This window comes from Salinimicrobium terrae DSM 17865, assembly GCF_000424665.1.
Classification (GTDB): Bacteria; Bacteroidota; Bacteroidia; order Flavobacteriales; family Flavobacteriaceae; genus Salinimicrobium; species Salinimicrobium terrae.
Genome location: NZ_AUKI01000011.1, coordinates 577,821 through 591,889 on the forward strand (window position 1 = coordinate 577,821; position 14,069 = coordinate 591,889).

Sequence of the window (14,069 nt, forward strand, 5' to 3'; positions counted from 1 at the left end):
TATTATCCTTATTAATTATCAGATTGATTATGGTTATGAATTTTAATAACATATTCTTTCTCTTTCGAGGTTTCAAGATCGTATTCATAAACCTTACTTAAGGTTGGTTTCTGCACCTCCAATCCGTCAGGAATTATTGGTTCTTTTATTTCGGACAGCTCATAGTACGGATTATCATTATCACCCGTTGCCTCTTTCAAACCTTTCCCAGCTAATGGATGATAAGATCGAATCCTTGCAACACCACCTAATTCAGATTTTATAAGAATATTTGCAGGCTTGTTATTCTCCCATTCAAGATCCACTTCAAAACCTCCACGAGCTCTAATTCCGGAAACTATTCCTTCGCTCCAGGCTTCAGGCAAGGCAGGTAGTAAATGAATGGCACCATCATGACTTTGTACAAGCATCTCGGCAATCCCAGCAGTGCAGCCAAAATTTCCATCAATTTGAAAAGGAGGATGGGCATCAAAAAGATTGGGGTACGTGCCGCCTTTTTCGCTATGCCCTTCCTGCATTGAAGGGGTTAACTGATCTTTAATTAATTTCAGGGCGTGATCCCCGTCCAGTAATCTCGCCCACAGGTTCACCTTCCAGCCCATAGACCAGCCGGTGGATTCATCTCCCCGCGCCCCCAGGGAAGTCTTCGCAGCCTCAAATAATTCCGGATTTCGGTATGGTGAAATCTGGTTGGACGGGTAAAGTCCGTATAAATGTGAAACGTGCCTGTGATCGCTATTGGGATCATCCCAATCTTTTATCCATTCCTGTAACTGGCCCCAACTTCCAATTTGCATTGGAGGCAATTGCTGAAGTTTTTCATTTAACTCAGCTATAAAAGCTTCATCCTCTCCCAGTATTTCTGCCGCCTTTGCTGTTCTTGAAAACAAGTCGAAAATAAGTTGATTATCCATAGTCGCTCCGTAAATCAAGGAAGATTTCGGATGTGCAGTGGGAGCGTGTTCCGGGGAAATGGACGGCGATACTACCAGCCAGTTATTCTCTGGTTCTTTGATCATAAAATCCAGGTAGAATCTTGAAGCTTCTTTTACTATGGGATAAGCAAATCTCAAGAATTCTTTATCTCCGGAAAAATCGTATTTGTCGAATAAATGCTGGGAAAGCCAGACTCCTCCCATTGGCCACATTCCCCAGTAAGAGCCATCTATCGCTCCGGTCATTCGCCAAATGTCTGTATTATGATGCATCACCCAACCTTCTGCGCCATACATATCTTTTGCGGTTTTTCTTCCGACTTCTGAAAGCTCCTTCACCATTTGTATCAGTGGCTCGTGAAATTCGGGCAGATTTGTGATCTCCGCCGGCCAGTAATTCATTTCGGCATTGATATTTACGGTGTATTTACTATCCCAGGCAGGAGTTAATTGGTCATTCCAGATTCCCTGCAGGTTGGCGGGTTGAGTTCCGGCCCTGGAGGAGGTAATTAAAAGATAACGGCCAAACTGGAAATACAGGGAAACCAGGCCAGGATCATCTCCGGTTTTGAATTTTATGATCCTTTCATTTGTTGGTAACTTCGCCGCTTCGGTTTCACCTAAATCCAGGGACACCCGGTTAAAATAGGTTTGATAATCTTCCAGGTGGGTTTGGTAGATCTCTTCTGATCTCTTTTTTTCTAGTGCTGAAAGATATTTCTCTGCTTTTGCTTCTTCATCAATGCTTAGATCCTTGTAATTTTTAAAGTTAGACGCGATGGAAATATACATCGTAGCGCTATTCGCATTCTGAATTTTAAGGGTATTATTTTCTGAAATCAATTCTCCACCTTCAGTCTGAATTTTAGTGATGGCCTGAAATTCAACCTTCCCTTCTACTCCTTCAAAATCGCTGGTTTTTCCATTTAATTTTAATGTTCCAATTTCAGCTGAAACTTCGGCGCCTCCCGGTCGATCCATCGTGGCGGTGAAATTTAAAGCTCCGGGTTTGTCTGCCTTAATTTCTACTACAATAACCTGGTCGGGATGGGAAGCAAAAACTCTGGTTTCATATCCTACTCCTCCAGCTTTGTAGCGAGTGGTTGTAACCGCAGTTTCCAGGTCGAGTTCCCGGTAATAATCAGTATAATTATCGTGATTGGGAAAAGATAATTTTAAGTTTCCAACGGTTTGATAAGGCATTCCGTGGGATTTTTTACTTATAAAATGTTCATTGACCAGCTCCTGGGCTTCTGCGCTTTTTCCTTCAAACAGAAGTTCTTGGACTTCGGGTAAATATTCTTTGGCTTCCGGATTATAATTTCGGTTAGGTCCACCGGCCCAGACGGTATTTTCGTTTAACTGAATAACCTCTTCCCGTGGATCTCCATAAACCATTGCACCCAATCGGCCGTTTCCAACAGGAAGTGCCTCTACCCAATTTTCAGCAGGTTTGTCATACCAGAGTTTAAATTTGGAATCTCCCTGACTCCAGGATTTAAAGGGTGAGATCAAAAACAGCATTCCCAGGAATACGGAAAACCCCAAACCGGAATTTCTTTTTATCATTATGTTGATCTCGCCAATTATCATCCCATTCTATTTTTCAAACTGAATCCAGTCTACCTCAACTCCGGCACCACTTTTAAGTTGCACGATCAGATCCTGAACAGCTGTTACTTCAGATTTTACAGGAGCGGAGAAAACATCCCATTCTCCGCCTTTTTCAATAGTCACTTCGGCAACCTCCTCATCGTTCTCACCTGCCAGTTTTACAGCTACAGTTCCCCCTGTTAGAGATCTGGCTCTTATTTTGACATTTTGGGGACTCTTAGCACCAAAATCCACCTTATTATATTTAATCCAGGCATCAGGTTTATTTAACACCACTTTCCATCCCCGGAAAGGATCAAGCCTGTCTAAAAAAACCGAAGCAGCTCCATAGTTGCTTTTCGAGCTATAGCGGTCTACCTGAATTTCAGAAGTGCTTTCTGTAATTCCAACTCCACGTTTGGTAGGAATCACTTTTTGAATGTTTCCATTCTCTTCAAAGAATAAACTATCGGCACGAATGGAGCGGTTTTTATCAAAATCGGGCGAAAGGTCATTATCGTGATAGAATAAGTACCACTGATCCTTATAATTCACAATTGAATGATGATTGGTCCAGGTACCCGAAGCCGATTCATCCATAATCACTCCCTGGTGGTCAAAAGGCCCCATTGGATTATCTGAGATTCCATATTCGAGCCTTTCGGTATTATTGGCCACGTGCGGATAGGTCATATAGTAAATCCCGTTTCTTTCAAAAACAAAAGGCCCTTCAATATGCCCTTTTTGTGGGATCTCATCGAAAGTCTTTATTTCGGAATCCAGTTCCAGCATGTTATCCTTCAGTTTTGCTCCATAAATCTCACCACGGGACCAGTATAAATAAGACTGCCCGTCTTTGTCTATGAAAACATTCGGATCTATACCTTCCACACCCTGAATATGATTCGGCTGTGGTCTATAAGGCCCTTCAGGTTTATCGGCAACCGCCACTCCGATGGAAAACCCTTGTTCCCCGTCTCCGCCTTCTTTAAGTCTAGTGGGAAAATAGAAGTAATATTTGCCATTTTTAGATACTGCATCAGGCGCCCACATACTATAAGCTTTAGGATCTGCCCAGGGCACATTTTTCTGATCTAAAATTTTTCCATGGTCTGTCCAATCGGTAAGATTGTCCGAAGAAAACACGTGGTAATCGGCCATATTGAACCATTCGGCACGGCCTTCCCCTTCTGGCGGCACAATATCGTGGGAAGGAAATACATATAGCTTACCATTAAAAACCCTTGCTGTAGGATCTGCCGTAAATTGATCCATAATCAGCGGATTCTGTGCAAAAGCGCTAAACGTAAGTAAAAGGAGGAACAGGTTAAAGTATATCGTCTTCCACATTTTGAAATTTGAATTCTTAGTTTTCATCTATTTATCTTTTTAATCTTCTATCTTGAAATAATCGAAATCTACATAACCACCCGCTTCTTTTGTAGCAAAATTGAACAGCGCAAACCTGTATCCCATAAAGTGCGGCAGCGTGTATGACATCTTAAGCGCATTGCCTATTGCCTTCCAGTTTTCACCATCAAGGCTGTAATAGAATCTTCCAGTATCTTTTCTGTCTTTAAAATCCCCGACTGCCTTAAGATAAAGCTCCTCTTGATCCAGAGGGATGCTTTCCACCTCTACGGGTGCTTCGGAAGTTCCATTGACCATGATAATATGTTTCTTATTATTTGTCATTTTAGCCCCTACAAATCCGTAATTCTTCTGAAGCAATCCAAGCCCGGCATAGTCCCCTTCCTTCATGCCTGAAAGGTCTATTTTAGTAATCCCCGAACTCTCCGGACCAATAGTTCTTTGGGTAAGCGTGTTTCTGGTATCTAAAAATGAAGTATCTACTCTGTCAGTAGTCAATCTCAGATAGCCTTTGCGGTCCTTCACAGACCAATATTCATTCTGCGGATTGTGGTTCCACTGCCAGACCAAAGGCAAATCCCTGTCACCTGATTTTCTACTAAAATCGTCTGACGCAACAATTCCAGGAAATAATCCTTCACTCGGTGGTAGATCGAGAGTCTCAGGCACCTTGCCATTTTCACCCAAAATCGGCCATCCATCTTGCCATTTTACAGGAACCAGATATGGAATTCGCCCTACTGCGCCATAATCCCGAAAAAGGTATGCGTACCAATCCCCTTCCGGCGTATCGATTAAACCACCCTGGGCTACCCCTTTATCCTGAAAAGCGAGCTTTCCTTCGTAAGGTCCGGTGATTTTATCGGCCCGATGAATAATGACAGTTCTCATCCCATCCCGAGGCCAGGCAATATTGAAAAGATAATATTTGCCTTTAGCTTTGAATATTTGTGATCCTTCCGCAGGTAAGATAAAATCAGAGCCAATTGGATCGGTCGCATTTTTTATCAAAACTCGTTCTGTACCCTCCTTTACACCCGAAAGATCATCTTTAAGCTCTACCAAATTTAATTTACCTCCACCCCAAATGAGGTAAGTCTTTCCGTCGTCATCGAAAAACAAGGTATTATCGTGAAGAGAGGGTGAAAAAGAAATCTCTTCCCAGGAGCCGTTTTCAATATCTTTAGTCTTAAAAATATATGTTTTTCCTGTTGTGCTTGCAAAGGTCGAAACGTAAAAAGTATCATTATGATAACGGAGACTACTCGCCCAGGATCCGGCACCATATGCGTTTTTTCCATTTTCTAAATTTAGCGCATCAACATCCCCCAGAGTATCGTAAGCATAATTCACTATTTCCCAGTTCACCAGATCTTTAGATTTCATAATAGGAACCCCGGGACTCATATGCATCGTGGTGCTGCTCATATAATAGGTGTCATCAACCCTAATCATGGAAGCATCGGGAACATCGGCGTGAATTATAGGATTACGTGCCTTCTCTTGCGCTGAAGCGACCTCCCCTAAAATCAGGCTTAACATTATAAAAAGTAAATCTCCTTTCATAAAAGCGCGTATAAAAAATACTTTGTCCTAATTCGTAATTACAAATCCACCCTGAGGCTGAATAGTTACTTCAAACTTTCCGTTTTTTCGATTAATTTCTTTTTTATCAGATTTTCCTTTTCGGGTATCATTGATTATTCTAAAATCGGTGCCTTCCATCTGTGGCAGGGAAAAACTTAACTTACGCGGTTCTTCCGATGCATTGATTCCGGCGATATACCATTGCTTCTTGTGTCTTCTCGCTATTACGCTGTACTCTCCCGGATAGCCATCAATAAATATTGTTTCATCCCAGGTGGTAGGGACATTTTTCATAAAATCTATGGCAAATTCAGGGGCGTCTTCAAGGTTATTAGGCGTTAGAGCAAAGAATTGCACCGGCGTCTGAAATAAGACTGCCGTTGCCAGTTGAAAGGCATCAGATGTTCTTCTAACATTTCCGCCGTCATTGTTTCTATTGTACCTTTCGTTTAGAACGGTACCTCCATAATCCATACTTCCAACTGTGTTTCTAATAAAAGAATGAATTGCAGCGCTTCGGGCTTCCTGATCGTTTGCATGCTGACTAAACATCAGGTTTTCTGAAGCAAGAACTGCTTCAGTGCTTATAAAATTCGGATACATAATTTCCCAGCCTCTTGGTAAAGTAGCACCGTGAAAGATCATCATCAATCCGTGGTCATTGGCATCGGACATAATATCCTCGTAAAGCTGAATGGTCTCCTGTTTATCACCACCCATAAAGTCAACTTTTAAGCCCTTTACCCCGTTCTCCTGCAACCACTTCATTTCTTTTTTGCGGGTAATAGCCCTGTGCATTTTATGCCTGGGCGTCATTGGCGCATCATTGGCTACTCCATTGGAGTTATACCACAAAAACACATCAACGTTTTTACTTTTTGCGTAATCAATTAGCTCTTCCATTCTGTCGTACCCGATATTCTGATCCCAAAGCGCATCTATAAGAATGTATTCATAACCCATTTCTGCAGCGAAATCTATGTACGTCACCTGGTCGTCATAATTCATACTTGCATCCTGCCACATAATCCAGCTCCAAACGCCGCGGCCAAAGTCATAATCCTGAGAAGCTTCATAAAGTGGCTCCACAACATCAAAAGGAATAGTAGTTTCTACAATTGGTTTTAAGGTCTCTCCCAGGGTGATAGTTCGCCAGGGTGTACTAAACGGAAGGGAAATGGCCGCTCCTGTACTTCCAAAATCGTTATTTTCGGTACTATCGGGAAAGGCGATCGTGTATTCCCCCTCTTCATCAGGATCACTTAAATGGGACGCGACGTAAGTTCCGTCCACTCCTGTTTCGGAAAGCAGGACCCAGTGATCTTCAGTTTTAAACAGGCCCGGAAAGGTAAAGCCCATATTATGAGCTGAAGCTTTGTTAATATCCTGGTCTAAATAATAGCCCTCCTCATAACTCGGCTTAGTCCGCTGAAAACCTACCATAGACTTGGACTGAGGTGTTAAAAAGCTTTTTGCAGTTTCCGGAAACTTAAATCCTGTAAATTCTTTCGTAACCACGTGAGCTATGGTGTCGCTGTATTTATGAAGATGGTACCTAAAAGCAATATCATTATTACTTACCCAGAAAATTATATCTATTTTTTGCCCTTTTTGATTGGTAAAAGTGGCACTTAATTCCCGGGCTTTATAATTTATTTCTGAATCTTTCAGCTTTTTCGATTCATAACTCTTTTCTACGGAAGTGGTTCTACTTCCTTCAAAGTTTAAAGCTTCGGAATAATCTGAAATATTTGTTTTCAGTCCTAAGCTGGATTTTTCCAACACAACTTCGTTGTTATATAGCACTGAATAAGCTGGTCTTCCTTCTTCCAGGTGAATCTTCACCTTTACAGCTTCATTGGGACTGCTTATCGTCGCTTCTTGTGCAACAGAGAAATTACATACAGCCATTAAACCAATAAGTAAAACGATAGCTTTCATTACACATTTAAATTTTCATATAGCTCTAATTTGATGGAGCTAATTCTTTAAGCTCCCGTACCACCGCTCTGCCTGCACTTTCACGCCAATTAATTTAGGACCATCTGTTCTTCCCCGTCACGTGCTGATTGTCTCCCAGAGACATAACCCAACACTTTTAAGGCGCAAACGATTTCGTCTTTAAAAATCCTGGCTTTATCTCAAAGGCTATAAATAATAAGTGTCAAAAATACATTTCCAAAATAATAAAAGTTTAATTAGATTTGCAAATAAATTTTCACAAATTCTTAACCAGATTTGTTTGTTTTCTTGAATTTTTAATTTATTAATCTTTAATACAGCCTTATTTAATGATCTATAACTACGAATCTGAAGACAAAGTTCTATTGGCTGTAGATTGTATAATTTTCGGCTTTGATGCTGAAGAATTAAAAATCCTCCTCATCAAGCGGGATTTTGAACCCGAAAAGGGAAAATGGTCCTTAATGGGAGGATTCCTTAAAAACCACGAAGCTCTGGATGATGCTGCCAATCGAATCCTGCTTCACCTCACAGGAATCAATAATGTGTATATGGAGCAGTTATATTCATTTAGTAAAATAGATCGGGATCCGGGACAGAGAACACTATCAGTGGCCTATTACGCTTTGATCAAAATTGAAGATCACAACGAAGAACTAAACCAACAATATGCAGCCGAATGGTTTTCTGTTTCAGAAGCTCCTTCTTTGATTTTCGACCACAATATTATGGTGAGCCGAGCCATAAACAGATTGAGATACAGAGCTTCCACAGAACCAATAGGTTTTGAATTACTCCCCAAGAAGTTCACCATGAGGCAACTACAGAAGCTATACGAAGCAATCCTGGATGAAAAATTAGACAAAAGAAATTTTATTAATAAGATCAATGGACTGGATATTCTTATCAAGCTCGATGAAAAAGATAAAAGCTCTTCACGAAAAGGTTCTTTTCTATATATGTTTGATGAAGAAAAATATTCGAACAAGCTCGAGCAGGGATTTTCCTTTAAACTGTAGGAAATATAGTTCTTCAAAAATGGCATTTTTTGCCCGGTATTATATTTAAAATCCTATTTTGCCTTTGATTAACAGAGGCATCGTGAAGTACTTCTTTCTATTCTTTTTTTCATTTTTATTTATTAATCTTCAGGCACAGGAAAGATCTTTGGTGCAGGGCATTGTGAAAAGCCAGAAGACTCTGCTGAAAAATGTTCACATTAAAAATGTTTCTTCAGGAAAATATTCTGTTTCAGGTGAAAACGGAGCTTTTCAGCTAAACATTAAACCAGGTGACACATTAGTTTTATCCCATGTGGGGATGGAAGATCTTATCACATTCCTTAAAACAGAAGATCTAAAGGAATTTCCTATTCTTTTTGAAATGACTGAAAGTTCAATGGAACTTAAAGAAGTGGTAGTAAATGAAACTTCAGAAATTAATGCAGTTAGTCTTGGAATCATTCCGAAGAAAATTGAAAAGCTATCCATGAATGAAAGACGGCTGAGAACTGCCGGGGATTTTAAACCTATCCATCTATTGGGCATCCTGGGAGGATCGCTCGAAATTGATCCCATATTGAACGCAATCAATGGAAGAACTAAAAAATTGAAACGAAACATCAAGATTGAAGAAGAACGTAAAAGGGTGGCTTTTTTCCAGATACATTACCAAACCTATATGGAAGAAACAATGGAATTGACTCAGCAGGAGTCAGCCTTACTCATTGATTTCATGCTGGAGAGAAAAGAATTACTACGCATTCTGGAAGTGAACAATGATGCTCAAATCAAGCTTTTTCTTCATGATTCCTGGTTTAAACTGAACGAGAAGATCACGGGTTCTTCCCCATAGGACCTTTCAGCCAATTCTTAAATATACTGTAGAACTCTTCATTTCTGAAGAGTTTTTTTGTGCTTTTCCAATTATTTTGGGAGAGCTGCTCAATAGAAAGAAATTTATTTTTTATTTACTATGCGTGCATAATATAATTTTCTTAACTTTGAGATTCTATGAAAGAAAAAACCATTGATTATGTCCTGCGCGCTACCTGGATATCTATTTCGAAGATGTATAATGAGGAGGCAGGTAAAGAAGGAAGTACAATGGCTACGGGCTTCGCCCTTTTAAGTATTGATCCGGAAAATGGCACCCCCTCCACTTCATTGGGTCCAAAAATGGGAATGGAAGCGACCAGTTTGTCGCGCACCCTTAAAACTATGGAAGATAAAGGCCTTATAACCCGGAAGAAAAATCCGGTTGATGGCCGAAGTGTACTTATCTGTCTTACCGACTTTGGAAAGGAGATGAGAGACTATTCTAAAAAGGTGGTTTTAACCTTTGATGAAGCTGTAAGAAGGGAAATTCCGCAGGAGGATCTGGATAAGTTTCTTGAAGTCGCCTCCAGGATTATGGACCTTATTGCGTCCAGAAAAATTTATAATGAATAATAAAGGTCACCACGGTGATCGTCAAAATTTATATTAACATGAAAAGACGAATTAACAAGGTTGCAATAATAGGCTCGGGTATTATGGGCAGCGGGATTGCATGTCACTTTGCCAATATTGGGGTAGAGGTTTTGCTGCTGGATATCGTGCCGAGAGAACTAACAGAAAAGGAAAAGAAACAGGGACTAACTCTGGAAGACGAGCAGGTAAGAAACAGGATTGTGAATACCTCTTTACAGGACGCTCTAAAATCCAAGCCCTCTCCTATTTATCATAAAGACTTTGCAAATCGTATTGAAACGGGAAACCTGGAAGATGATATTTCTAAAGTATCGGAAGTTGACTGGATCATGGAGGTGGTTGTGGAGCGACTGGAGATCAAGAAGAAGGTTTTCGATAATCTTGAAAAATACCGCAAACCGGGAACTTTAATCACCTCTAATACTTCAGGGATTCCAATTCAGCAAATGAATGAAGGCCGCAGCGAAGATTTTCAAAAACATTTCTGCGGAACACATTTCTTTAATCCGCCGCGTTATTTAAGGCTTTTTGAGATCATTCCAGGGCCTGACACTTCCGAAGAAGTTTTGGAATTCTTGAATGAATACGGAGAAAAATTCCTTGGAAAGAAATCTGTAGTAGCAAAAGATACTCCGGCATTCATTGGAAACAGGATTGGTACTTATAGTATTATGAGTCTTTTTCATATGGTGAAGGAACTGGATCTTACTATTGAGGAGGTTGATAAACTTACAGGACCAGTTATAGGAAGACAAAAATCTGCCACTTTTCGCACCGTAGACCTTGTAGGGCTTGACACTCTAAAACATGTTGCTGAAGGTCTTCACAAAGGAGTTCCTACAGATGAAGAACATGACCTATTTGCCATGCCCGACTATATCAATACCATGGTAGAAAATGAATGGTTTGGAAGCAAAAGCGGCCAGGGTTTCTATAAGAAAATAAAGAATGACGACGGTTCCAGTGAAATCCAATCCCTTGATCTCAACACCTTAGAATACAGGAAGCAGAAAAAAGCAAGTTTCGCTACTCTTGAGCAAACAAAAACTGTCGATAAAGTAGAAGATCGTTTTAAGATCCTCGTGAATGGAAAAGATAAGGCCGGGGAATTCTACAGGAAGAATTTTGCAGCTATTTTCACTTATGCCTCTAAGCGAATTCCGGAAATTACAGATGAGCTTTACAAGATCGATGATGCTATGAAAGCCGGATACGGCTGGGAACATGGCCCGTTTGATATTTGGGACGCCATTGGTGTCGAAAAAGGGATTGAGATCATGAAAGCTGAAGGCAAAGAGCCTGCAGCCTGGGTGAAGGAGATGCTGGAAAAAGAAAACAAAAGTTTCTACACGGTAAAAGAGGGTAATACCTGGTATTATGATATTCCATCCAGGGAATACAAGAAGATACCGGGACAGGATTCTTTTATAATCCTCGACAACATCAGGGAATCCAAAAAAGTATTCAGCAACAGCGGAGTGGTAGTAGAAGATCTCGGCGATGGAATATTGAATGTGGAATTCCGCAGTAAGATGAACTCCATTGGCGGTGATGTTCTCGACGGACTTAACAAAGCTATTGATCTTGCTGAAAAAGAATATCAGGGGCTCGTCGTTGCAAACACCGGAAAGAATTTTTCAGTTGGAGCCAATATCGGGATGATCTTTATGATGGCGGTAGAACAGGAATATGACGAGCTGAACATGGCCATTAAATATTTCCAGGACACCATGATGAGAATGCGCTACTCCTCTATTCCCACAGTTGCTGCGCCACATGCAATGACCCTTGGAGGTGGGTGTGAGCTTTCCCTGCACGCAGATAAAGTTGTCGCCGCAGCCGAAACTTATATTGGACTTGTAGAGTTCGGAGTTGGAGTGATCCCCGGCGGGGGTGGATCTAAAGAGATGACAGTTAGAGCAGCCGATACCTTCCAGAAAGATGATGTGGAATTAAACCGTCTCCGCGAACATTTCCTTACCATAGGTATGGCAAAAGTGTCAACTTCAGCATATGAAGCTTATGATTTGAATATCCTTCAAAAAGGAAAAGATATTGTGGTTGTAAATCCGGACCGTCAATTAGCGATTGCAAAACAACACGCTCTGCTAATGGCGCAGAATGGATACACTAAACCTATCATGCGAACCGACATTAAAGTGCTGGGAAAACAAGCTCTTGGTGCTTTCTATGTAGGAACAGATCAAATGTTCGCTGGAAAATATATAAGCGAACACGACAAGAAGATCGCCAACAAATTAGCCTACGTTATGGCTGGAGGAGATCTTTCCGAAAACTCTTATGTGAGCGAACAATACTTACTTGACTTAGAAAGAGAAGCATTTTTATCTCTTACCGGAGAAAGAAAGACCTTGGAAAGGTTGCAGCATATGTTGCAGAAAGGGAAACCTTTAAGAAATTAGACTTGAGATTTGAGACGTGAGATTTGAGATAACTTTAAATAAGTAAGAATATGCACAATTTTCAAAATTTAAAGATCTGGCAAAAAGCAATGGACGTTGCAGAAGAGACATATTTAATTTCTTCTGAATTTCCGAAGGAAGAGAAGTATGGACTGACGAGTCAGATCAGAAGAAGTGCAGTTTCAATTCCATCGAACATTGCAGAAGGAGCAGGTAGAAATACCGATGGAGAGTTTTGCAATTTTTGAGGAATTGCCAATGGTTCTTCCAACGAATTATTCACTCAACTCATACTTTCTCACCGTCTAAACCTAATTTCTGAAGATAAAATAAAACATCTAATAATGGATTTGATCGAGGTTCAAAAAATGAATTACACTTTCATAAAGAAATTCACGAAATGAAGAATCTCATATCTCAAATCTAATATCTAATATCTAGAAAAATGAAAACAGCTTACATCGTAAAAGGATACCGAACTGCAGTGGGAAAAGCACCGCGGGGGGTATTCAGATTTAAAAGACCAGATGAATTGGCGGCAGAAACTATCAAATTCATGATGGATAAGCTGCCCGAATTCGATAAAAAACGAATTGATGACGTGATTGTCGGGAACGCAATGCCCGAAGCAGAACAAGGACTTAACGTGGGACGTTTCATATCGCTGATGGGACTGAACACTGAGGATGTTCCGGGAATGACTGTTAACCGTTATTGTGCGTCGGGACTAGAAACTATTTCCATCGCAACAGCCAAGATCCAGAGTGGGATGGCTAACTGTATTATTGCAGGGGGAGCAGAAAGCATGAGTTATATTCCCATGGGAGGTTATAAACCTGTACCTAATTACGAACTCGCCAAAGCAGGCCGGGAAGATTATTACTGGGGAATGGGATTAACCGCGGAAGCAGTTGCAAAAAAATACAAGGTTTCAAGAGAAGCTCAGGATGAGTTTGCATATAACTCTCACCAGAAGTCTTTAAAAGCCCAAAAAGAGGATCGCTTTCAGGACCAGATCGTACCTATTAAGGTAGATCAAACTTACGTAGATGAGAACGGAAAGAAACAAACAAAATCTTATACAGTCAATAAAGATGAAGGTCCCCGGGCAGATACTTCAAAAGAAGTATTGGCAAAACTGCGTCCGGTATTTGAAGAAGGTGGTAGTGTAACTGCAGGAAATTCTTCTCAAATGAGTGACGGAGCTGCTTTTGTGATGGTAATGAGCGAAGAAATGGTGAAGGAATTGAACCTGGAGCCTGTTGCCCGATTGGTGAGCTATGCCGCAGTTGGTGTAGAGCCCAGGATCATGGGAATAGGACCTGTTTATGCGATTCCGAAAGCTGCAAAACAAGCCGGAATTGCAATAAATGATTTGGAGCTAATCGAATTGAACGAAGCTTTTGCTTCCCAATCCATAGCAGTAATTAACGAACTGGGGCTGGATATGGACAGGATGAACCCAAACGGTGGAGCAATTTCTATGGGTCACCCTCTGGGATGTACAGGAGGAAAATTAACTGTTCAACTACTTGATGAAATGAGAAAACGCAACCTCCAGAACAAATACGGCATGGTCACCATGTGTGTGGGAACAGGACAGGGAGCAGCGGGAGTTTTTGAGTTCCTTTCTTAAAAGATTCGAGATATGAGATCTGAGATTTCAGATAAAAAAAGAAATAAAAATAATGAGCTTGGGAAGATTCTAAAATCTAATATCTCAAGTC

The 14,069-nt window shown here is 40.8% G+C and carries 9 protein-coding genes and 1 pseudogene; 6 read left to right on the forward strand and 4 right to left on the reverse strand.

Annotated elements, in window-relative coordinates; all coding sequences use genetic code 11:
- Window positions 1-11: 11 nt before the first annotated feature.
- Genes H148_RS17265 through H148_RS0105115 form a run of 4 tightly spaced genes read right to left on the reverse strand, consistent with a single transcriptional unit; the run spans window position 12 to window position 7,427 of the window.
- A complete protein-coding gene (locus H148_RS17265; protein WP_083961575.1) occupies window positions 12-2,528 on the reverse strand; it encodes a glycoside hydrolase family 95 protein in 2,517 nt (838 codons plus the stop codon).
- A 6-nt stretch (window positions 2,529-2,534) separates the two neighbouring features.
- Entirely contained in the window at window positions 2,535-3,905 is a 1,371-nt protein-coding gene (locus H148_RS0105105) for a family 43 glycosylhydrolase (RefSeq protein ID WP_083961576.1), read from the reverse strand.
- A 12-nt stretch (window positions 3,906-3,917) separates the two neighbouring features.
- Window positions 3,918-5,465: a glycoside hydrolase family 43 protein gene (locus tag H148_RS0105110; protein WP_029033843.1), complete on the reverse strand. Its 1,548-nt coding sequence runs from the start codon at window positions 5,463-5,465 to the stop codon at window positions 3,918-3,920.
- 27 nt (window positions 5,466-5,492) lie between these two features.
- Window positions 5,493-7,427: a glycoside hydrolase family 97 protein gene (locus tag H148_RS0105115; RefSeq protein WP_029033844.1), complete on the reverse strand. Its 1,935-nt coding sequence runs from the start codon at window positions 7,425-7,427 to the stop codon at window positions 5,493-5,495.
- Window positions 7,428-7,777: 350 nt separating this feature from the next.
- Here H148_RS0105115 and H148_RS0105120 point away from each other — a divergent pair, with 350 nt between their 5' ends.
- The 6 genes and pseudogenes from H148_RS0105120 to H148_RS0105145 all read left to right on the forward strand — a co-directional run bounded on the left by H148_RS0105120 (window position 7,778) and on the right by H148_RS0105145 (window position 13,978).
- A complete protein-coding gene (locus tag H148_RS0105120) occupies window positions 7,778-8,467 on the forward strand; it encodes an NUDIX hydrolase (RefSeq protein WP_029033845.1) in 690 nt (229 codons plus the stop codon).
- Between the two features lie 82 nt (window positions 8,468-8,549).
- Window positions 8,550-9,302, forward strand: a complete 753-nt coding sequence (locus H148_RS17270) for a carboxypeptidase-like regulatory domain-containing protein (RefSeq protein ID WP_169578545.1) — start codon at window positions 8,550-8,552, stop codon at window positions 9,300-9,302.
- A gap of 158 nt (window positions 9,303-9,460) precedes the next feature.
- The gene (locus tag H148_RS0105130) at window positions 9,461-9,898 is read left to right on the forward strand and encodes a MarR family winged helix-turn-helix transcriptional regulator (protein ID WP_029033846.1); all 438 of its coding nucleotides are present in this window, start codon (window positions 9,461-9,463) and stop codon (window positions 9,896-9,898) included.
- A gap of 38 nt (window positions 9,899-9,936) precedes the next feature.
- A complete protein-coding gene (locus tag H148_RS0105135; protein WP_029033847.1) occupies window positions 9,937-12,342 on the forward strand; it encodes a 3-hydroxyacyl-CoA dehydrogenase/enoyl-CoA hydratase family protein in 2,406 nt (801 codons plus the stop codon).
- Window positions 12,343-12,392: 50 nt separating this feature from the next.
- Window positions 12,393-12,746: pseudogene (locus tag H148_RS17275) on the forward strand (four helix bundle protein).
- A 41-nt stretch (window positions 12,747-12,787) separates the two neighbouring features.
- Entirely contained in the window at window positions 12,788-13,978 is a 1,191-nt protein-coding gene (locus tag H148_RS0105145; RefSeq protein WP_029033848.1) for an acetyl-CoA C-acyltransferase, read from the forward strand.
- Window positions 13,979-14,069: the final 91 nt, after the last annotated feature.